Below are 20,599 nucleotides of genomic sequence, written 5' to 3' on the forward strand. Positions count from 1 at the left end.
ATTCGGCCGTGTTTTTTCGCAGATTTTCGTGAAATAAATTTAATTATGAGTTGGGCTAGGCGTCGTTTGATTCTCATTTTTGAGGATTGAACGACGCCTTTTTGAGACCTGATGATCGTTAGCAGTCATTTTTTTAGTAAAAACGAAATAATCCAAACGTTTAAAATAGGGTACAATGAAAGCGGATTACCTGATTGTTAAGGTGTAAGGGCAGACAGTTTCCTAAGGGAAATTATTGAGCCACACTGGTTTAGAACGCCCAAACGGGGTATGATTTTAGTAAGCGTCAAAATTAACAGGGGAGGCGCCAATAGGTTGGACCAAAGCAGGCACGCAACTATGGACGTGTTGCTGGTCCAAGGCATCCAATTAAGCCTATGGCGTTAGTCATTAGAACGTATAACTATTAAGGAGAGATAATCATGAGTTGGCAAACAAATTATCATACTTGGCAAGAACAACCCACAATGATTCCTTACATCCATGACGAATTAACCGCCATGGCTGGGAATAGCGAAGCCTTGGAGGCGGCCTTCAGCGGTCCCATGAGCTTTGGGACTGCCGGCATGCGTGGCGTCATGGGACCCGGTATCGGGCAAATGAACGTCTACACGGTACGTCAGGCAACCGAGGGGGTTGCCCGTTACTTGGATACGTTGGATGAAGCCACGAAGCAACGTGGCGTGGCTATCAGTTTCGACTCCCGTTACCATTCTCGTGAGTTTGCCCATGAAGCGGCACACGTCCTGGGGGCTCACCAGATTCCAAGCTTTGTCTTTGATGACATGCGGCCAACGCCTGAATTGTCATTTGCTGTGCGGCACTTGCAGACGGCCATGGGAATCATGATCACGGCCAGCCACAACCCTAAGCAGTATAACGGGTTCAAAATTTATGGGCCAGACGGTGGTCAGATGCCACCTATTGACTCGGATAAAATTACCGAATTTGTCCGTTCCGCAACCGACGTTTTTGCTATTCCAGTGGCCGACGAACGTGACTTACGACAGAATAAATTACTCCGGATTATCGGTGAGGATGTCGATCAAGCCTATCTCGCCAACGTGGCCAGTGTGACGATCAATGCCGACCTGATTCAAAAGGTCGGGAAGACCATGAAACTCATTTACACGCCACTTCACGGGACGGGTAAGGTGATTGGCGAACGTGCGCTGCGGGCAGCCGGTTTTGAGAACTTTACCATGGTACCCGAACAGGCGATTGCCGATCCCGAATTTCCAACGGTGCCATTCCCGAACCCTGAATTTGCGCAAGCCTTCGATATGGCGATTGCCTTGGGTAAGAAGGAGGACGCCGATCTCTTAGTGGCCACCGACCCTGACGCCGATCGCCTTGGTGCCGCCGTTCGTCAACCGAGCGGGGACTATCAACTGTTGACTGGAAACCAGATCGCTTCAATTTTGTTGGCCTACATTTTGAAGGCCCGCAAAGAAGCCGGTCAGTTACCAGAAAATGGTCGCGTGGTAAAATCCATCGTCTCGACGGAATTGGCCACGAAGATTGCGGCAGCTTACGGCATCGAAATGAAGAATGTCCTGACTGGCTTTAAGTTCATTGCCGAACAGATTCACCAGTACGAAACGCAACACGACCACACCTTCCTCTTTGGTTTCGAGGAAAGTTATGGTTACCTGATCAAGCCATTCGTCCGGGACAAGGATGCCATTCAGTCGACGGTTCTGTTGGCTGAGGTTGCGGCGGATTACAAACAACGTGGCATGACGCTGTACGACGGGATCGAAGAACTCTATGCGACCTATGGCTACTACGCCGAAAAGACGGTGGCTCAGGAATTCCCTGGAGTCAACGGTGCCCAAGAGATGGCACATCTCATGACCGAGTTTAGAGAAAATGCCCCGCATGATTTTGCGAACGTCGCCATTACGGAGACCGAGGACTTTTCAACCGGCGTTAAGACGTCAGCCACGGGTGAGACGAGTACGATTGATTTGCCACAAGCCAATGTTCTGAAGTATTGGTTGGCCGATGGGACTTGGATCTGCATCCGGCCTTCTGGGACTGAGCCTAAGGTGAAGTTCTACGTGGGAACCAGTGCCAAGACGGATCAAGCGGCCCAAGAAAAATTGGCCACCTTTGAAGCAGCTGTTAATGCCTATGTAGCCTCAATTTAAAACCGATGTTTTCTAAGGACCTGAGATTAAATTCTCGGGTTCTTTGTGTTTCCAAACTTAACTGGTCGAAACGTGTGCCAAAAGGCAGTCAACTCCGCTTAACCCCGCTAGACAAATAATCCAAGGCCGGGATTATTCGTCTAGCGACGTTAATGCTCATTGACTAACCGCCTTTTGCCCCACTCTTAGACGAGTGCGTTTGGCACCCGATCAGACTGGAAGATTTGCGGGGCTTCGGTTTTGGATTTAGGCCGGTGGATGGTAATCTTAAGGAGAGTGGGGAAGTAGGTTTAAAAAAGACTTACATTTAGGTTGTTTCCCAATTAGTACTGGTCAATTTCGCTAAAATGATGGAAAATGAACACATTACAGTCAATCTGAGGAGGAGTTTACCCATGACAGTTTTAGTCTTAGGTGGTGCGGGCTATATTGGTTCCCACGCCGTTGATCGATTGATCCAACGCGGTTACAATGTGGCGGTGGTTGATAGTCTCGTCACTGGCCATCGCGCCGCGGTCAATCCCAAGGCCCGGTTTTATGAAGGCGATGTCCGTGACCAGGTTTTCCTGAACGACGTTTTCGATCGCGAAACGATTGAAGGCGTGATTCACTTTGCGGCCTTTTCAATCGTACCGGAGTCGATGCAGGCACCGTTGAAGTATTTCGACAACAACACAGCTGGCATGGTAACATTGCTTGAAGTAATGACCCAACACCAGGTTAAGCGGATCGTGTTCTCCTCAACGGCGGCCACTTATGGTGAACCTCAGCAGATTCCAATTCGTGAAACTGATCCACAAGTACCCACGAACCCTTATGGTGAAAGCAAGCTCATGATGGAAAAGATCATGCACTGGGCAGATGAGGCTTATGGCATTAAGTTCATCGCGTTACGGTACTTTAACGTCGCCGGTGCTAAGGAAGACGGGAGCATTGGGGAAGACCATCACCCTGAGACGCATTTGATTCCAATTATTCTTCAGGTGGCGGCCGGGGAACGACAGGAGCTGGCTATCTTCGGGGATGATTATCCGACAAAGGATGGCACCAATGTCAGAGACTACGTTCACGTGGTTGACCTCGTTGACGCCCATATCCTAGCGTTGACCTATCTCAAGGATCACAACGTCAGTGACGCCTTTAACCTCGGGTCATCGACGGGCTTCTCCAATCTGGAAATCCTGGAGGCGGCGCGCCGAGTGACCGGTAAGGCCATTCCAGCTAAAATGGCCCCACGGCGTGCTGGCGACCCCAGCACGCTGATTGCGGCCAGCGACAAGGCCCGTGACCTGTTGAACTGGCAGCCACAATTTGACAATGTGGATGATATTATTCGGACGGCCTGGAACTGGAAACAAAAGCATCCGGCCGGATATGCCGATGTTCAAAAGGCCTAGGGTAGATATTCTACGGCAAATAAACATGTTGTAGGATGAACTAAAAAACAATCATAAGGGCTCGTTGGCTCATCGCTAACGGGTCCTTATTTTAGTGGCCCAATGACTTGCCATGACTAGTATTTACACGGCTAATCATCAGGATTCACGGATAATAGGAAATTTAACAAACCAGTCATTTGTCTAACTCTTAATGTATAAACGTGCTAATTTATAGGTGCTTAAAAGGCGCGATGGAGAGGTTAGGAGGAAAGACAAATGCGAAATCATATCAAAGGATTATTATTGATTGCGACCTCTGGCTTGGCCCTGTTTATTTGGGTCGAGGTACCCGTTAACGCTGATGCCAAGATTATCACCGGTAGTGGGACCAGTGCCGCTGATGCTAAGATTGTGACGGATCCCACCGGCGTTGTGATGTCTCACACGGAAGTATTGCCAGCGAGTGGGATTTATGATGTGAAATATGAGTGGAAGATTGCCAACAGTGTTTATGTGGCAAAGGGTGACAAGATGTTCTTTTACGTGCCACTAAACGTTCGGGTTGATCGGACGCGGTCATTTGGTATGGCCAGTTATAACGGCACAGCTAAGGTAGGTTCGGTCATGGTAACGATGGATTCACATGTTGGTGTAGCAACCTTCAATAGCTACTTTTCGACCCACAGATATGACAAAGAGGGTTGGATTAGTTTCGAAACACGTGGCTCCGGTGAAGGCGGAGACGAAGAGGATCCCGGGACTGAAGAGCCTGGGGTTGAAGAACCCGGGGTTGAGGAGCCGGGGACTGAGGAACCTGGAGTTGAAGAACCCGGAGTTGAAGAACCCGGAATTGAAGAACCTGGAGTTGAAGAACCTGGAGTTGAAGAGCCTGGAATTGAAGAACCTGGGACTGAAGAACCTGGGACTGAAGAACCCGGGACCGAAGAACCCGGGACCGAAGAACCCGGAATTGAAGAACCTGGGACTGAAGAACCTGGCGAAGAAATCCCTGGGGTCGAGGAACCCGGTCATCCTGGCACAGAAGTTCCCGAACCGGAACACCCTTGGGTTGAAATTCCCGGGACCGAACATCCTGGTGAAGAAGCTCCTGGAGAGGAGACGCCCGAAGTGACAGTTCCTGGCGGCGAAGAACCGGGAGCTACGGAACCCGAACATCCAACGACTACGCCACAGAAGCCAAGCGTTCACCGGCCAACAACCACGGGAACGCAAACCGGTGGTCAAGGCGCAACCGTTCCTGCAACTAGTGCCTCGGCATCTTCCCCTACAACCAAGAAGGCCACGTTGCCACAAACTGGTGACCGACGCTCGATTGGTGCCGAAGTAGCCGGATTACTGTTGTTATTGACTAGTTTGACAGTCGCTGGCATCGCCGGCGTACGGTCAAAGAAGTCCTAACTTTGTTTCCCCCCAACCACTAAATAACCGTCCAGACGTGAGCTTGCGGTTGACGGTAACTAACTGAGAACTGTTGGTGCACGTGTTATTTAGCTTACCTAAATCAAATGGACGAAAAAAACGTTGTGTCAGCCTGAGAGCTAACACAACGTTTTTGATTGTGACGAATTTTAAGTTACCAGATCTTGACGCGATCTGCAGGAGCCAAGTACATGGCATCACCAGGTTGTACGTCGAAGGTGGTGAAGAAGTCGTCGAGGTTCTTGACCTGAACGTTGGCCCGGAGTTTAGCAGGGGCGTGCACGTCAATTGACAACAACAGTTGCATGTATTCGGTCGTGGCCTTCATCCGCCAAACGTTGGCCCAGTTGATGAAGAAGGCGCGGAGGTCGACGTCATCGGCGGATTTAGCAGCTTCAAGCGCACAGCTCAAGCCACCACCATCGGCGATGTTTTCGGAAACGGTCAGCTTTCCATTGACCTTCTGACCGGCAAATTCGATGCCGTCAAATTCTTTGATCATGGCTTGTGCCAAGTCTTGGAAGTGCGACAAGTCGGCTTCCGTCCACCAGTTGTTGAGGTTCCCAAATTCATCGAATTGGGCCCCGTTGTTGTCAAAAGCGTGGGAGATTTCGTGGGCAATGACGGCCCCGATCCCCCCGTAGTTGGCACTGCTGGATTGGTCCAAACTGTAGAATGGTTTCTGCAGGATGGCCGCTGGGAAGACAATTTCGTTGTTGGTTGGTGAGTAATAGGCGTTGACGGTGTTGGCACTCATTTCCCAACGATCGCGGTCGACGGGGTGACCCCAGTGGCCGAACTCGTCAGCCAGAGCCAATTCACCGAAGTGCTGAATGTTATCGAATAATGATTCGGTGGTGTCAACGTGGAATTGTGAATAGAGTGGGTCGATCTGGTCGGGGTACCCAACCTTAATCGTTAACTTCTGTAGCTTAACGATGGCTTTTTCACGGGTTGCAGCACTCAACCAATCGTTGGTCTTCAGTCGTTGTTGGTAAACGTGCGTCATTTTCAGAACCATGTTACGAACGTCAGCTTTGGCGGTTTCACCGAAGTATTTCCGACCATAGTAGTCCCCAACAACTTGAGAGAAGTTCCCGGTTGCCAAGTAAAAGGCGGCCTTTTCTGGTGAGCGAGCTTCCTTCTTACCGGAGAGGGCGCGGCTGTACGTTCCCCCAACCTGCCGGTATTCCTCGGTCAAGACGCCAGTGGCATCGAAGATGGTGCCGACCAGCATCCAGCTCTTCAAGTTTTCAAAGTTAGCCGGAGTCAAGATGTCATTAGTTGCGTCGAAGAAGGCGGGTTGTGGCAGGATGACCTCGGTTGGGGTGTCATGTAAGACCTGGGTGAAGGCGGCTGTCAGGTCTAATTGGCTGACCTGGGCATCCACGTCGCTGAGTGCGCGTGGGTTGTACATCTTCACGTAGTCCGCCGCCTCTTCGGAAGACTTCACGTGAGGGGCAATCAGTGCATCAAAGGCTTTGGCTTGTTCGACGATGGTTGCCGCCTTTTCGGCAGAGTAGCCATTAAGCTCGAGCAGCTTGGTGGCCGTTTGGGTGAAGATTGGCAGGAGTTGCTTAGCTGCCGCGTTGTCGGGTTCATAGTAAGTCTTGTCGGGTAAGAAGAGATCCGGTGCGTCCACGAAGAGGGCGTAACGGCTGGTATCTTTCATATCGGGTTCCACTGTCATCGTGATAGGTGTGGGCAGTCCCTTCTGATACCATTCTGCCAAATGGTCACTGAGATCGGCCCAATTTTGAAGGGCTTCGATTTTAGCCAACCAAGGCTTCAAAGGTGCGGTGCCCGTGGCTTCTCGTTTTTGGGTGTCACTCGTCATGGCATAAAGTTTTTTGAATTCGGCCATTTCAGGGTTGGCTGGATCGAGTTTACCGGCTAAGAGGTCGGCAAAATCAGACATTAAGGTCTTTTCGATGCCATCAACCAGGTCCATGAAGCCACCGGTCGAGGCGTGGTCACCAGGAATAGTTGCCGTTTCGGCCCATTTGCCGTTGACTGCTTCATAAAGGTCTTGTTTCAAGAGTGCTGAATTGACTTCACCGGCGGTCGTCCCGTTGGTAGAAGGTTGTGCTGAGAAATGGTTAAATCGCATACAAAGATCCTCCTTAAAATTAGTCGTTAGACACAGGTTAACCCATTTGCCTTTAAAAGGGAACTTTTTTATCATCATAATTTAATAAAAGGGGTTAAAGACCATAATAACGGGGTCAAGACTCACGGCCTTGGCCCCGTATATTTGGCTATTCGCCACCTAAAGCTTTGCGTTTAGCATGGAGCACCGGCCGCCGGAACTTTGGCCGGGTCCGATCCCAAATCGCGATGTTCTGTTGATATTGCGTGAAGAAATCGTTGATGTTCGCGGGTTTCATGTTTGCTGGGATTTCCTCCCAAGTCCGCGCACTCTGCAGGAAGGCTTGACGGATGTCGTGTTCAACCGTGACGCCTTTAGTGGTCAGGCGAAGGTACTTGACTCGGCGATCATCCATCTTGGCTTCTTGTTCAACGAATCCGTCGAGCAGGAGGGCCCGTAACTTTCGGGCCGCCGCCGAACGTGTGGTGTGTGTGGAGTCTGCCAATTCACTTAACGTGATGTTTCGTTGTTCATGGATTTGTTTCAACAACAGATACTGCTCGAAACTAACCGAATACTGGCCGGTGATCTGTTCGGCCGCATTGATCATGACTCGAAAAATCTCGCGATACTGTCGTAGGAATGCTTCGAATACCCTTTCTTCGTTTTGCATGATACTCCCCCCTTGAAAACACTAGTGCTGGCATAACAACTTTTGCATGACGAAATGACCACGCAACTTCACTACATCAGCATACCGTTATTATGCCGCCTCAATGGGTGGGATAAAAATGATTGCGCTTAGACACGAATAGTTTGGCCTATTCAGTTTGTAATCTCAATTTCCGCTTCTACACTGGCTAAAGGATTAAATGGGTCGCCTGCGGCCACCAGATTAGCCCGTCCTGTGGGGCAGACCTGAAGCCGAAGGGCGGTCTTCAGGGCAACCTTGAACCTTGCTTAGACCGCAAGTTTCAAAGTTGGCCGTGCTCTAGGTCGAGAAAGGACCTCGACCAAGACCACCGACACAGGGGGCTAGTCTGGTGGCCTCCGGCTGTGTGATTGGCATAGTGGTGGTGTAAGAGACCGTGAGGGAGTTGTAGAGAAGTATGTTTGAGCCATGGGTTAGAGAGGAACGACGGAAAAATGGCTATCTTCTCCGGAATGAGAATTTCACTGCAAACAAAAAGTCCGCAAAGCTTGCTGGTTTCGCGGACTCAGTGTAGCGATTTATTTTGTCATGTAGATGTAGAGCGTATCGGTTGAGAAACCGGTGTTGAACTTGATGCCCTTAGACGTAATGGTCTTGGTGGTTGTGGAAGAACTGTTCTTCTTAGCGTCCTTCAAAACCTTCTTGAACTTCTTCATCACTGTCTTAGGTTCCGTGTCCAACGTTGTTCCCAACAGGGCGAAGGTCGTTCCGAACTTCTTTTGGCCGGTCTTTTCCTTCATCTGCTTGATAGGGGTCATCAAGGCTAAGCCCATCAGCTTGCCATCCTGAACGTTGGCTCGAACCGTTGTGTACTTGGTGTCAACCAGGTTCTTGAGGCCGTCCTCAGTCGTGGTAGGCAAGAGGTCATCCTTGGCCTGACGCTTAGCTGTGGCCATCTTGGCTTGGAGCTTCTTAGCGGCAGCCTGTTGTTGCTGAACAGCAACGGCGGCTGCGGCAGGGTCCGTTTGCGCCAAGGCTGCCAATTTCTTCTTGGCGGTTGCTTGCGTCTTCTGGGCCTGTTGAAGCTGTTTTTGCGTCTTAGTTGGTAGGTAGCTGGCAATCATCATCTGATTGTATTTAGCCGCGAACTTCTTGTAGTTACCCAGGGACTTAACCGGGTAGACGGTCACAGACTTCTTGGTGTTACCCGCACTAATCTTGACCGATTGCTTGGTCGTGGATGCAGGAACTTGGAAGAAGTAGGTGCCACCCTTAACGGCGACGGATTTCTTGGCTTGATTATCGATTTGGTAGTTGACGCGCTTGGTCTTGGCCGTGCCTTTGATAACAGCGGTCAAAGCGGTTGGGCGGTAGCTACTCTTTTTGGTGGTTAGTTGGTCGTTTGAGCAGCCGGCGAGAGTTAGTGCGAGTAACCCCAGGGTGCCCAACAAAAGCTTTTTCATTATGTTATCCATCCCTCTAATTAATTTACTTGATACATCTTACCACAATCCGAATAAAAAGCGAGAATGAGAATTGGCTAACATTTTATCATGCTCTCTAAGAGTCTCGTGATAAATGGCTCAAAAGGCTTCCATACCGGGCTTTTTCCTGATATGATGAAGTTGTTGAAAGCGATACCACATATATGGTTTACTATGGAAAGGACGGGTTATGATGTATGAACGCATTTTAGTACCAATGGATGGGAGTAAGAATGCCCATGCTGCTTTGGACGAGGCTATTAAGTTAGCGCAAAAGCTGGGTGCCAAATTGTTCATCGTGGCCGTCGCCAGTGATCAGACATATGCCCACTATGGCGCGGAATTTGGCAATGAGATTGTGACACACTTTAAGAAGGCAGCCTCCAAATTCTTAGATGGCGCCGTCCAAGAGGTTAAGGACGCGGGGATTCCCGTGGAGACACACTTCATGACGGGACTCGCTAAGCCATCCATCGCACAGACTTTTCCGGAAAAACTCCACACTGACCTGACTGTTATTGGCCGTTCGGGGGTTCACGGATTAGGGCGGGCTATCATGGGCTCAACCACGAGTTACGTGGTGCACCACTCAGAGACCAGTGTTTTGGTCGTTGATTAAATAGATTATTAAGTAAGGGTCTGGGGGTCATTCCAGACCCTTTTGTGTTGCCAAACTGATATAGCCGAAACGTGCGATAAAAGGCAGCTGGTTCCGCTTAAAGCCGATAAGCAAACAATCCAAGCCCGGGATTATTTGCTTATCGGCCTTAATGCTCACCAGCTAACCGCCTTTTATCGCACTCTTTTCAACTAGAGCATAAAAAAAGAGACCGGAAAATTCCGGTCTCTTTTCAGTCAAAACGTATGGTTACTTCTTATCCTTTAACCAACGTTGTAAGTTTGAAATGTCGTCGCGGCGCTTCCGGTCCTTTTTACGGTTAACCTTCCGCCGGCCTTGTACGCCATTTGGATGTGCTTTTCTCATTGTATGAACCCTCGCTTAATTAAAATAACAATCGACTGTTATTGTACTGTTTTTTTTCAGGGAATGCAAGGCTTCCAGCGTAATCCCTGATGATTAACACCCTGGTAAGGTTGCTAGAGTAAGGATTGCTGTGATTTCATTAAAGTTTATATTGAAGCCGAGACCGACCCTGAAAGAGTGTTATATTGAGAATAATAACACGGTAAGTGGAGAAGGGATAGGGAATATGCCAAAAAAATTACATAAGAGTCGGGCGACGATGCTTATCGCCTGGTTGGTAGTGATCGCCATTGGGGGCCTGCTCGTCTGGGTAACCCAGCATAACGCCCGGTGGTATCGCGAACCTATCGTCCGGGTCACACAGGTCCAGACGCGACCGGGAACAACAGTGGAAGATGATTTTCATAATCAGGACGTTCAGACGAAACAGATTCTGACCGGAAAAATTTTAAACGGGCAGTATGCCGGTAAGACGATTGTCCTCAATAATGTTTATTCTCGGTCTAAGGCAATGGACCAACGTTATCGCGTGGGCAGCCAACTCTTCGTGACCCTACATCACCATCACGGTGATTTGAGTGGGACTGTGAAGGATTTGAAACGGGATGGGCCGCTGGTCTTGATGCTCTGGGTCGTCGTGGGGTTGCTCTTACTTATCATGCAATTCAGTGGGTTCATGGCCTTTCTCAGTGTAGATTTAAACGGGGTCCTCTTCCTATTGGCGATTTTTCTTAACGGATCGACGCAAGGGGCCCGCGTGCTCTGGATCTTTGGGAGTCTGGCGATTGTCTTCGCCGCACTGACCTTGTGGTTGGTGTTAGGTCCTACCCGGCAAATGGTCATCACGCTAGCCACGACACTCAGTGGAACGGCATTAGCCATCCTGATCGCATTGCTGGTCTTTCATTTCACCCATGAGAAGGGGATGTACTACGAAGCCATGGAGTATGTCACACAACTTCCCCGGCCTTTGTTCTTAGCGGAAACGCTACTGGGGTCGTTAGGGGCCGTCATGGATGAGTCGACAGATATTATCTCGTCATTATTTGCGTTGAAACGGGAACGTCCGGAATTGAACGCGGCTCAAATTTTTAAATCTGGTCGCCAAATTGGAAGTACCATTATGGGGCCATTAATTAATGTGCTCTTCTTCATCTTTGTGGCGGATACCTTTCCAATGGGGATTCTGTACCTGCGAAATGGTAATAGCTGGGGCTACACCTTTGCGATGAATATGTCGATGGGGGTTGTTCAAAGCCTCATCAGTGGGATTGGGATTGTCCTGGCCGTGCCACTGGCTAGTTTCCTGGCCAGTCGGTTGATGACAAAGAAGGTGACGCTATGAGCACTATTAGTGTGTTAGGTTTAGTTCTCTTATTATTAATGGCTTTGGTTGGGGGAAAGGCCGGGATTCAGTCGTTCCTGGCCTTAATCCTAAACTTTGGTCTCTTGTTCCTGGCAATGGTGTTAGTGGCCTTTCAATTTCCAGCATTAACGGTGACCTTAGTGGTGGGTCTATTGGTGTTAGCCCTGACGATCTTCATGAGCAGTGGGGATGACTTGTCCAGTACCGTGGCCTTCATTGCCTCAGCCATCGTGCTGGTGGGGCTAATCTTGGTGATCGTTCCCGTTGAACATTGGGCCATGGCCCAGGGATTCGGTCCCGAAGATAGTGAGGACCTCGAGGGCCTTTCTGTCCTCGTTGGGGTCAGCTTTACCCAGGTGGCCATCGCCACGGCAATTCTAAGCACCCTAGGAGCCATTGCAGAGGCCGCCATGGCTATTGCCGCAGGATTAGGCGAAATCCTTGAACAACACCCTCAGGTGGACACTAAGAGCCTCCTACGAGATGGCATCGATGTGGGGAAGCAAATTATCGGGACTACCTTCAATACCCTGTTCTTTGGCTTTTTCGGCGGCTTTCTGGCCCTATTCATCTGGTTTACTGGCGTGCACTACTCATTCGGGGAAATCTTAAATGACAAGGTCTTCGTCGCGGAGATCCTGATGATTCTCTTTGCCATGGTCAGTGTGATTCTGACGGTGCCCATCACTACCTGGGTCATGACCCGAGCCGTAACCGGTCAACGGCGCCACCAGGCGGCTGTTACGGCTAAAAAGGATGAACAGAAATAGAAAGTAATTTTTAAAATCATTATTTGTTATAGAATAAGAGATTAGAAAGCCACAAACCATTCCCGTTAATTGAATGGCTTGTGGCTTTTGTGCCCGCTTAGGGAGAGGGAACGCTTGATTGCCAAAAGTGATCACGATCTCAGCCGGAGGACACCAGACAGAACCCCGTGTCGGTGGTCTTAGTCGAGGTTCTGTCTCGACTTAGAGCACAGGCCAACTTTGAAACTCGTGGTTTTCGAGGTTCAAGGTTGCCCTGAAGACCGCCCCTCAGGCTTCAGGTCTGCCTCACAGGGTGGCGTCTGGTGGCCGCAGGCGACCTTCTAGGTTCTAAGGGCATACAAAAAGGACGTTACCCCCGGCTAGAGAGGTAACATCCTTATTCAAACTTTGGTTTAATGTCTAGTTGCTAGAACTTGAGGAGCTAGCAGAAGAGCTAGCTGCACTGGCAGAAGTAGCCGTGGCAGAAGTAGCCGTGGCAGTCGCCGTTTCGACGTCCTTGACCCCAGTTAAGTTGCCACTGTAGACCCAGTAACGCGTCTTGCTGTTCTTAGAAGGCCGGATGCGATACCAAGTGGTTGACTTGTACTTCTTACCAACTTGGTCGATGTAGTAGGTCTTGCCCACCTTAGGTGAGATCTTTGACCAGCTAACCTTCTTAACGTTTTTGGCAGCGCCCTTTAACTTGTTGTACATCCGGAAGTTCTTGTACTTGCTACTCAACTTACCCTGCTTGTTGACATTGGTGTAAGTGGCACTGACCAACTTCACATGACTCATGTTCATGTCGTTGTAGTACTGCTTAACCAACTGATAGAAGGCAGCCATGGTGTACTTCTGACCGAAGTACTTCCGGCCGTTAGAAGCATAGTAACCGACTGGGTCGGTATGTGAGGATCCACCAAGCTTCTTGGCTACGGAAGAGTGAGACCAAACCGTTCCTTTGCCATCGTAAGCAGCATCATTAGGCTTCAAGTTGTATTCGTTTAAGAGGTAGGCGGTGTACCAGGCAGCGTTATTAACTTCCTTGGCAAAGGCCTTTTTGCTGTGAACTTCAACTTGTTCGAATTGGACGAAACGCGCGTTACCAGGGTAACCGACACCCCAAGCGAGGTAGTCTGTGTTCGCGATGTTCACAATCTTAGAAGCATCCACGAAACTGTGAACGAACGCGTTTTGGTAGTTACGTTTCATGTAAGCGACTTCGTTAGTCAGTGTGGAAGAAGGGTTGGCCGTTTCGTGAACGACAACACCTTCGGGCTTACCCTTACCATGACGGTACTTGTACTTAGGGAAACCTTTCCAAATGGACTTCGTCACCTTAGCGTGACCAATGTTGTTACTGCTAATATAATCGTTTACCTTGGAACTGGCGTTGGCCGTGGTTGACGTGGCAAGAACTCCCGTCGCCCCTAAAACAGCCAGAGCCGTTAAAACTACTTTGTGCATCTTCACCCTGATCATCCCTCAAATCTTTTTAGTCATTACACAACCGGATGACCGGTTGCTCAGTCGATATTCTTCGCTATCAACTATATACATTATTTTTGGCCCCGACAACCGGCTGACGGGGCGTTCACCGTAATATTACGATGGTAATAATGACTCTATCGGGGTTTGATCGAGGTGTTTTCAAATAGATTAAAACTTAACGACACCTGTAATGTGGCTGTAACATTGTTATGACAGCGGTTTCGCCTGGTCTGCAGCCAATTTTGAGTTACCGGTATTCAGATGTAACTTTTGCTGGCATTCCGGACAGATACCGTAGACTTCCACGTGGTTGCTAGTCACCAGGTAACCCGTTTGATCGCTGGCTGCCTGGTTGAGAGCACGTTCGATTTCTGGGAATTCTGGCGCAAAAACATCGGTAATTTTGCCGCAATTTTCACAGATAACATGGTAGTGAGGGCGGCCGAAGAAGTCGTAGCGCAGGCCGCCGTTATCATTGGGGAGCTCGATCACGATGCCGAGTTCAACGAACAGATTCAACGTATTGTACACCGTCGCCATACTGAGGTTAGGCAATTGGCCTGTGAGGGCAGAAAAGATGGTTTCCACTGCGGGGTGATTGTGATGCGTTACCAGATACGTCAAGATGACTTGCCGTTGGGGTGTCACGCGCACGTGGTGTTCCTTCAAGGTTTGTAAGGCCTGGTTGAGTAACTGGGTCTGATTAGCCATACTGATCCCTCCTTTAATTTATAATCACTCTAGTTTGCCTCTATTAAACCACACTTTGCGTGAATAGCCAGCTAAAAGCTTATTAGAAGAAGACGTGGTAGCTCACGAGTCGGCGCTTGAAACAAGTGATTTACTTTTGACGAAATGAGCGTACAATGAATTTGTATTTAGTTAATAATGATTCTAAAGTGAAATGAAATGTTAATCTCACCTAACTTTTAATTCTAAGAGTGTTAAACTGAAATTAAGACATATCTGGGGGCAGAGAATGATGACAAAAGAGAAAAAACCAGCAACGTTGGCCCAACGGATCAACGTATTACGGGCAAGTGTGATGGGTGCCAATGATGGGATCCTCTCCGTGGCGGGAATCGTCGTGGGGGTTGCGGGGGCCGCAACGAGTAGCTTTGCAATCTTTATTTCTGGGATTGCGGGGATGATCGCGGGTACCGTGTCGATGGCGATGGGTGAGTACGTCTCCGTCAATACACAGAAGGATGCCCAACGTAAGGCGATTGAAACCCAAACCGTCGCGTTAGACAATGACTATGATAACGAATATAACTTTGTTCGCGACAAGTACGTGGCGACTGGAATCAAGCCGGAGCTAGCTGATCAAGCGACCAAGGAAATGATGGCCGAGGATCCCGTGAAAACGACTGTGCGTGAGCGGTTTGGCTTCAACGTTGGCGAGTATACCAATCCCTTCTCTGCGGCCATTGCATCGATGATTTCATTTCCAACCGGATCGATCTTACCGCTTGTGTCAATTACGTTGTTACCAAAGAACTGGCGGATTGCTGGGACGTTCGTGGCAGTGATCATCGCTCTTTCTATTACGGGGTATGTCGCTGCGATTCTGGGGAATGCCGATCGCTGGCACGGAACCCGGCGGAACGTGATTGCGGGAATCTTGACGATGCTGGTCACTTACGGCATCGGACACTTGTTGGCATAGGGGAGGCAATCAATCATGGCAACGAATGAACAAGTACATGTTAAGAAGCAAAAGCAACATCAAACGATGGATGAAAAATTAAATACCTTGCGAGCCGGTGTCCTGGGGTCCAATGATGGGATTTTGACCGTCGTTGGGGTGCTCTTCAGTGTGGCGGCTGCGACGAGTAACCAATTTACGATTTTTATTGCCGGCCTATCAGACCTGCTGGCCTGTGCCTTTTCGATGGCGTCCGGGGAGTATGCCTCTGTCAGCACGCAAAAGGATACGGAAAAATCAGCGGTGGCCCAGGAAGCCAAGTTGCTTGAAACCAACTTCGACGATCAAGTTGCCGCGGTTCAAAAGTTTTACGAGGAACGTGGGGTAACACCCGAAACGTCGCTGGCTATCGCCCAGGACTTGATGCAAAAGGATGCCCTGGCTACGGTCGTCAACGTGAAGGATGATATTCAGTTGGGTCACTACATGAACCCCTGGGATGCGGCCTTTTCGTCACTTTTTGCAGCCGGATTGGGGGGTACGTTCCCGCTGATCGCGATGACGCTGTTCTCAGTGACGTGGCAATGGCCAGCCACGATTATTGCGGTTATTTTATCCGTGGCCTTGACCGGGTTTCTGAGTGCTAAATTAGGACATGGTTTAGTGAAGACCGCCATTATCAGAAACGTTATTGTGGGGATTATTACCATGTTTATTCACTATTATGTAGGACAACTATTCTAAGTAAACTATTGCTGCTTTCTTAGCACATTGCCAGATACCAAGTGTACAATAGGCCAATATCTTTTTTTGAAAGTGAGGAATTTTGGTTGAAGCGCAAGATGAGTTTATTTTCTTTAGTCATGTTAACGCTGAGTGCCATCATTGGCTCGGGTTGGTTGTTTGGTGCGGGTATGGCCGCCCAGATCGCCGGTCCGGCTGCCATCCTATCTTGGATTCTGGGGGCCGTCATCATTGGCCTGATTGCATTGAATTATATTGAATTGGGGACTATGTTTCCCACGAGTGGGGGAATGAGCCAGTATGCGGCCTTCTCTCACGGCCCCTTGTTGGGGTTCGTTGCCGGCTGGGCCAATTGGTTGTCGTTGCTGACGATTATTCCAATTGAAGCCGTGGCCGCCGTGCAGTACATGAGTTCCTGGCCGTGGTCCTGGGCCAACTGGACGCGAGGCTTCCTGAAAGATGGGGATATCACGAATCAGGGCTTGGTCATTGTGTTCCTGTTCATTCTGGCCTTTACGCTGTTGAACTTCTGGTCGGTTAAATTGCTGACGCGGTTTACCAGTTTTATCTCTATTTTTAAATTGGGGATTCCAACGTTAACGATTATCGTGCTAATGGCAACTGGTTTTCAGTCGGGGAACTTTGGTCATACCGCGGGCTTCATGCCCAACGGGAGTGCCGCGATCTTCTCGGCCACAACGGCTGCGGGAATTATCTTCTCGTACAATGCCTTTCAGACGACGATCAACATGGGAAATGAGATCGAACATCCAGAACGCAATATCCTTTGGGGAATCGTGATTGCTTTTAGTATCAGTGCAGTTATCTATACGATGTTGCAGGTTGCCTTCATTGGTGCGGTTCCGGGACACTATTTGGTTCACGGTTGGCAAGGGGTTAACTTTGAGTCACCTTTCGCTAATCTGGCGATTTTGATGAACTTAGGTTGGCTGTCGACGTTACTCTATTTGGACGCCTTCGTGTCGCCGTTTGGGACCGGGGTTTCCTTCGTGGCGACCACCAGTCGGGCCTTAGCGGCCATGACCGGAACCAAGCACATGCCCACCAAGCTGGGTGAGTTGAATCGGAAGTATCAGACGCCACGGCGAGCTATGGTCGTCAATATGGTTCTCGGGGTTGTTCTCGTGGCTGGTTTTCGGAATTGGAGTGCCTTGTCGAATGTGATTTCGACGTCGACCCTGATTGCCTATCTGACAGGCCCCGTGACGGTCGCGACGCTTCGGCGAAATGCGCCGGAATTCAGTCGGCCGTTTCGACTGTGGGGCCTGAAATTGTGGGCCCCCTTAGCCTATGTACTGGCTAGTCTTGCCATCTACTGGGCGAAATGGCCGACGACGATTGAGGTCTTCGGGGTCATTGCTCTGGGCCTTATCTGTTACGTCTATTACGAATTTCGACAACCTGCTGGCTGGACAGCCTTGCGGGCTAGCCTGAAGGGGAGTCGATGGTTGTTGGCCGAAATGATTTGGCTCACCATCATGTCGGCCGTGGGCAGTCACGAGTTTGGTGGCCACGGTTGGTTCCCATACCCACTGGACTTTTTGGCAGTGACGTTGGGGAGCCTGGCTTGTTATTATCTCGGGGTGCATGACGGTTACCAGAGTGAATCCTTTGAGATTGCGCAGGAGCTAAATCAACGTGTTGAAGAAACTGAATAAAACGATTAAAAACGGGCATCAACTTGATTAAGAGTTGATGTCCGATTCATTTTGTTAGGTTTTAGTGTTGCGCGCGCCAGATCCACTGTTGGTCTTCATACTGGAAACCCACAGCGGTCAATGCCGTTTTGGCGAGACGATGGTCATCAACGAGGGTGAGCTTGGTTAGTTGTAGTTCATCGTGACCAAAGGCGATCAACCGACGCAGAATTTCTTCCTGATCGGTCGGCGTGAATTTGGGACCCACGACCTGAAGCGCACAGCGGTGAGCCGGAATTTCAAGATCGGTGAAGCCGCCCCAGCCCATTAGTTTGTGGGTTTGCCGCCGTTCGATGCCCCACGTCAGTGCCGTGCGGTTCATCGTATTGTGCATGGTTGCGTTGACCCAGTCCGCGGTGGTTGCCAGGTCCTGACTGGTCAGGGCAGCAACGTTCTTTAATTTAAATTGGGTGAGCCAGTCGAAACGAAAACTGGGCGTGAGGAGCGGGTGGTAACCTTCGAAGCTAGACATCTTCAAGTGAGTCCTTTCTGAACCAAATTACTTCTATTGTACCGGTAAATTGCGCGATTGACCAGAGACTTCTTCGGTGTATACCAGTCAGCTGTGCTATACTTGAAAGTAGATATTGGTAAGTTGAAAGGGGTAGCACAATGACGGAAGATTTTTATATTGGAACTTACACCAAGCGGATTAGCCGCGGAATTTACCGGGTAAGTGTGGATACCAAGAAGCCAGAACTCACTGATTGTGAGTGGTTAGCCTCAGCAGGTAGCCCAACTTACATCGCTAAAGCCGATGCTAAACGCTTGTACGTCATCAACAAGAAAGAAACTGATGGCCAGACACAGGGTGGATTAATCATCTATGATGTCTCCGAAGAAAAGCCCCGGGCCATTCAACAAGTGCTCACCCATGGGGCCTCACCGGCATACGTTGCCGTCGATGAAGATCGTCAACTGGTCTACACCGCAAATTACCATCGTGGAACGGTTACGGTTTACGCAATTGCCGATGATGGGACGTTATTGAAGACGGACCAGGTTGTGGACGACGATCCAGTTGGTCCAGCGCCAGAACAAGCTGACGGGGCACACCCACATTTTGCCAACCTGACACCGGACAACCGCTTAGTGGCTTGCGATTTGGGGACTGACCGGGTTTATCTGTATGACGTGTCCGACGATGGCAAGTTGTCGGCTGTTAGCACGTTAGAAATGCCTGCTGGCTTTGGCCCACGGCACATCGTGTTTGACGCCTCAAAGAATGTCGCTTACCTGGTTGGTGAGCTGAGTAGCAACGTCGCTACGCTGGCTTATGATGCCACTGCTGGTAAATTTACGGTTAAGGGAATTGTTTCCGCGATTCCTGACGATTGGACGGAACATAACGGTTCCGCTGCCATTCGTTTGAGTAGTGACGGTCGTTTCCTCTACGTGTCTAACCGTGGTCAAAACACTCTGGCCGTCTTTAGCACTGACGATGAAGGTCAGTTAACGCGGATTCAGAATATCTCAACGGAAGGTGACTTCCCACGAGACTTCAACTGGACCCATGACGAGAAGTTTGTCATCGTCGTTAACCAAAACTCTGACAATGCGTCATTGTTCAGCCGGGATGCACAGAGTGGTGAGTTAACCTTAGTTCAGAAGGACTTTATGGTTCCTGAAGGGGTTTGCGTCTTACCTGCCTAGGTTTTTAGGTAGATGTGTTATCAGCGCCTCCGGGCTGGTGAAAATGAGGCCGGAACGCTGTGGGCGCACGCGCGGAGCCTAAGTGCGGTCTCCGTGCTTAGGTTCGAGCCTCTGCGAGTCTCAAACCTAGCAGTTTCCTAAGTGACAAAGTTCGTCACTAAGGAAACTCCCACGGCTGGGCTCATTTTCACCAGCCCTGCGGCTGATATTGGTTAAAATTAAAAATGAAGGCGTCGTGCAATTATCTTCAAGATAACAGCACGACGCCTTTTTCAAATATGAGTATTAAAAATAGCGTTTGAGAAGGCCATTAGACTTTCTTAAACGCTATTGCTGTTTAATGTCTCTGTACAAGACTTCGCATGAGATGCCAAGTCTTGTACAACGCAAAGAAGACACTCTCAACGATGAGAAAGCCCCAGGAATCTAAGCTGGGGGCACTCCAGAAGGTTGGGATTAATATTAGAATGATCATTCCGCTAATCAAAGTTGACTGGATTTGATTGGCGGAATGGGTAGCGGGCTTGGTCAAGAAGGGATACAAGATGATCCCGAGCATAATAGCAATTGCCAGTACCTTAAGGAACCAAGCTACATGAACCGTTAATAGAAACAGGCTAATGCCAATGACCACGCCGTTGCGAATGACGCGATTGCAACGCGCTGATTTTAGAATCTTTCCCAAATCCATACCGATTATCCCCTTAGTCTTGCTTATCTTCACGGTAGGCATTGCGAATGATATTAACAATTAAGGTTGGCACCATGAGTAAAGTATAGATGATAGCCAGCCCGTTAATTAAAAGCGTCCACCAGGTGGTATCCCCGAAAACCCACACGATGGCTTCTAAAATTGCAACTGGCCAGAATAGTAAGACAAGTAATTGCCCCCATTTGGAATAACGATGGGTGGCCTTATTGTAGCCCAATAGATGCGACCAATTTCCCCAATTAATTTTCATATAACGTTCCCCTTTCCCCGATAAATTCAGTATAGCACGTCGCTTGGGGGGTGAAACGTTTACGGGGAAGAACTTAAAAATTTCGT

17 protein-coding genes are annotated in these 20,599 nt (G+C 49.5%); 10 read left to right on the forward strand and 7 right to left on the reverse strand.

The window, feature by feature from the left end; genetic code table 11:
• The first annotated feature begins 422 nt into the window (after positions 1-422).
• The 3 genes from OCU14_RS02150 (at position 423) to OCU14_RS02160 (ending at position 4,951) form a co-directional block, all read left to right on the forward strand.
• Positions 423-2,153, forward strand: coding sequence for a phospho-sugar mutase (locus tag OCU14_RS02150; protein WP_261809586.1), 1,731 nt, complete (start codon positions 423-425; stop codon positions 2,151-2,153).
• Positions 2,154-2,548: 395 nt separating this feature from the next.
• Positions 2,549-3,550, forward strand: coding sequence for a UDP-glucose 4-epimerase GalE (gene galE, locus OCU14_RS02155; protein ID WP_261809587.1), 1,002 nt, complete (start codon positions 2,549-2,551; stop codon positions 3,548-3,550).
• A 258-nt stretch (positions 3,551-3,808) separates the two neighbouring features.
• Positions 3,809-4,951, forward strand: coding sequence for a hypothetical protein (locus OCU14_RS02160; protein WP_261809588.1), 1,143 nt, complete (start codon positions 3,809-3,811; stop codon positions 4,949-4,951).
• Between the two features lie 175 nt (positions 4,952-5,126).
• Here OCU14_RS02160 and OCU14_RS02165 read toward each other — a convergent pair whose 3' ends face one another.
• From OCU14_RS02165 to OCU14_RS02175, 3 genes are all read right to left on the reverse strand, one after another.
• Complete coding sequence (locus tag OCU14_RS02165; RefSeq protein ID WP_261809589.1) at positions 5,127-7,082, reverse strand: M13 family metallopeptidase; 1,956 nt, start codon at positions 7,080-7,082, stop codon at positions 5,127-5,129.
• Between the two features lie 148 nt (positions 7,083-7,230).
• Positions 7,231-7,734 (reverse strand): MarR family transcriptional regulator, encoded by a 504-nt coding sequence (locus OCU14_RS02170; RefSeq protein ID WP_057878357.1) that lies wholly within the window; start codon positions 7,732-7,734, stop codon positions 7,231-7,233.
• Positions 7,735-8,291: 557 nt separating this feature from the next.
• A complete protein-coding gene (locus OCU14_RS02175; RefSeq protein WP_261809590.1) occupies positions 8,292-9,176 on the reverse strand; it encodes a hypothetical protein in 885 nt (294 codons plus the stop codon).
• A gap of 214 nt (positions 9,177-9,390) precedes the next feature.
• On the opposite strand from OCU14_RS02175, the gene OCU14_RS02180 reads away from it, so the two are divergent.
• The 3 genes from OCU14_RS02180 to OCU14_RS02190 all read left to right on the forward strand — a co-directional run bounded on the left by OCU14_RS02180 (position 9,391) and on the right by OCU14_RS02190 (position 12,318).
• A complete protein-coding gene (locus OCU14_RS02180; RefSeq protein WP_261809591.1) occupies positions 9,391-9,816 on the forward strand; it encodes a universal stress protein in 426 nt (141 codons plus the stop codon).
• A 592-nt stretch (positions 9,817-10,408) separates the two neighbouring features.
• Positions 10,409-11,527: a YibE/F family protein gene (locus OCU14_RS02185; RefSeq protein ID WP_261809592.1), complete on the forward strand. Its 1,119-nt coding sequence runs from the start codon at positions 10,409-10,411 to the stop codon at positions 11,525-11,527.
• Positions 11,524-12,318: a YibE/F family protein gene (locus OCU14_RS02190; protein ID WP_261809593.1), complete on the forward strand. Its 795-nt coding sequence runs from the start codon at positions 11,524-11,526 to the stop codon at positions 12,316-12,318. Before OCU14_RS02185 ends, OCU14_RS02190 begins: the two co-directional genes overlap by 4 nt.
• Before the next feature lie 399 nt (positions 12,319-12,717).
• Here the strand turns inward: OCU14_RS02190 and OCU14_RS02195 are convergent, their stop codons facing one another.
• The gene (locus OCU14_RS02195; RefSeq protein ID WP_261809594.1) at positions 12,718-13,764 is read right to left on the reverse strand and encodes a peptidoglycan recognition protein family protein; all 1,047 of its coding nucleotides are present in this window, start codon (positions 13,762-13,764) and stop codon (positions 12,718-12,720) included.
• A 231-nt stretch (positions 13,765-13,995) separates the two neighbouring features.
• Positions 13,996-14,499, reverse strand: coding sequence for a Fur family transcriptional regulator (locus OCU14_RS02200; protein WP_261809595.1), 504 nt, complete (start codon positions 14,497-14,499; stop codon positions 13,996-13,998).
• 271 nt (positions 14,500-14,770) lie between these two features.
• Between OCU14_RS02200 and OCU14_RS02205 the strand changes: the two genes are divergently transcribed.
• From OCU14_RS02205 to OCU14_RS02215, 3 genes are all read left to right on the forward strand, one after another.
• Positions 14,771-15,457: a VIT1/CCC1 transporter family protein gene (locus OCU14_RS02205; protein ID WP_373875061.1), complete on the forward strand. Its 687-nt coding sequence runs from the start codon at positions 14,771-14,773 to the stop codon at positions 15,455-15,457.
• A gap of 15 nt (positions 15,458-15,472) precedes the next feature.
• Positions 15,473-16,180 (forward strand): VIT1/CCC1 transporter family protein, encoded by a 708-nt coding sequence (locus OCU14_RS02210; protein WP_261809597.1) that lies wholly within the window; start codon positions 15,473-15,475, stop codon positions 16,178-16,180.
• Between the two features lie 86 nt (positions 16,181-16,266).
• Positions 16,267-17,859, forward strand: coding sequence for an APC family permease (locus OCU14_RS02215; RefSeq protein WP_373875062.1), 1,593 nt, complete (start codon positions 16,267-16,269; stop codon positions 17,857-17,859).
• Positions 17,860-17,920: 61 nt separating this feature from the next.
• Here OCU14_RS02215 and OCU14_RS02220 read toward each other — a convergent pair whose 3' ends face one another.
• Entirely contained in the window at positions 17,921-18,370 is a 450-nt protein-coding gene (locus OCU14_RS02220) for an N-acetyltransferase (RefSeq protein ID WP_261809598.1), read from the reverse strand.
• Positions 18,371-18,510: 140 nt separating this feature from the next.
• Between OCU14_RS02220 and OCU14_RS02225 the strand changes: the two genes are divergently transcribed.
• Entirely contained in the window at positions 18,511-19,551 is a 1,041-nt protein-coding gene (locus tag OCU14_RS02225) for a lactonase family protein (RefSeq protein ID WP_261809599.1), read from the forward strand.
• A gap of 704 nt (positions 19,552-20,255) precedes the next feature.
• Here the strand turns inward: OCU14_RS02225 and OCU14_RS02230 are convergent.
• The gene (locus OCU14_RS02230) at positions 20,256-20,513 is read right to left on the reverse strand and encodes a hypothetical protein (RefSeq protein WP_261809600.1); all 258 of its coding nucleotides are present in this window, start codon (positions 20,511-20,513) and stop codon (positions 20,256-20,258) included.
• Positions 20,514-20,599: the final 86 nt, after the last annotated feature.

It is taken from the genome of Levilactobacillus humaensis, assembly GCF_024345185.1.
GTDB lineage: Bacteria > Bacillota > Bacilli > Lactobacillales > Lactobacillaceae > Levilactobacillus > Levilactobacillus humaensis.

What these genes read in the sequence shown, in the direction of transcription:
- OCU14_RS02165 (WP_261809589.1), bottom strand. Translation starts at nt 7,082, where the DNA reads ATGCGATTTAACCATTTCTCAGCACAACCTTCTACCAACGGGACGACC.
- OCU14_RS02180 (WP_261809591.1), top strand. Translation starts at nt 9,391, where the DNA reads ATGTATGAACGCATTTTAGTACCAATGGATGGGAGTAAGAATGCCCAT.
- OCU14_RS02150 (WP_261809586.1), top strand. Translation starts at nt 423, where the DNA reads ATGAGTTGGCAAACAAATTATCATACTTGGCAAGAACAACCCACAATG.
- galE (WP_261809587.1), top strand. Translation starts at nt 2,549, where the DNA reads ATGACAGTTTTAGTCTTAGGTGGTGCGGGCTATATTGGTTCCCACGCC.
- OCU14_RS02210 (WP_261809597.1), top strand. Translation starts at nt 15,473, where the DNA reads ATGGCAACGAATGAACAAGTACATGTTAAGAAGCAAAAGCAACATCAA.
- OCU14_RS02225 (WP_261809599.1), top strand. Translation starts at nt 18,511, where the DNA reads ATGACGGAAGATTTTTATATTGGAACTTACACCAAGCGGATTAGCCGC.
- OCU14_RS02160 (WP_261809588.1), top strand. Translation starts at nt 3,809, where the DNA reads ATGCGAAATCATATCAAAGGATTATTATTGATTGCGACCTCTGGCTTG.
- OCU14_RS02170 (WP_057878357.1), bottom strand. Translation starts at nt 7,734, where the DNA reads ATGCAAAACGAAGAAAGGGTATTCGAAGCATTCCTACGACAGTATCGC.
- OCU14_RS02195 (WP_261809594.1), bottom strand. Translation starts at nt 13,764, where the DNA reads ATGCACAAAGTAGTTTTAACGGCTCTGGCTGTTTTAGGGGCGACGGGA.
- OCU14_RS02200 (WP_261809595.1), bottom strand. Translation starts at nt 14,499, where the DNA reads ATGGCTAATCAGACCCAGTTACTCAACCAGGCCTTACAAACCTTGAAG.
- OCU14_RS02230 (WP_261809600.1), bottom strand. Translation starts at nt 20,513, where the DNA reads ATGAAAATTAATTGGGGAAATTGGTCGCATCTATTGGGCTACAATAAG.
- OCU14_RS02175 (WP_261809590.1), bottom strand. Translation starts at nt 9,176, where the DNA reads ATGAAAAAGCTTTTGTTGGGCACCCTGGGGTTACTCGCACTAACTCTC.
- OCU14_RS02185 (WP_261809592.1), top strand. Translation starts at nt 10,409, where the DNA reads ATGCCAAAAAAATTACATAAGAGTCGGGCGACGATGCTTATCGCCTGG.
- OCU14_RS02190 (WP_261809593.1), top strand. Translation starts at nt 11,524, where the DNA reads ATGAGCACTATTAGTGTGTTAGGTTTAGTTCTCTTATTATTAATGGCT.
- OCU14_RS02220 (WP_261809598.1), bottom strand. Translation starts at nt 18,370, where the DNA reads ATGTCTAGCTTCGAAGGTTACCACCCGCTCCTCACGCCCAGTTTTCGT.
- OCU14_RS02205 (WP_373875061.1), top strand. Translation starts at nt 14,771, where the DNA reads ATGACAAAAGAGAAAAAACCAGCAACGTTGGCCCAACGGATCAACGTA.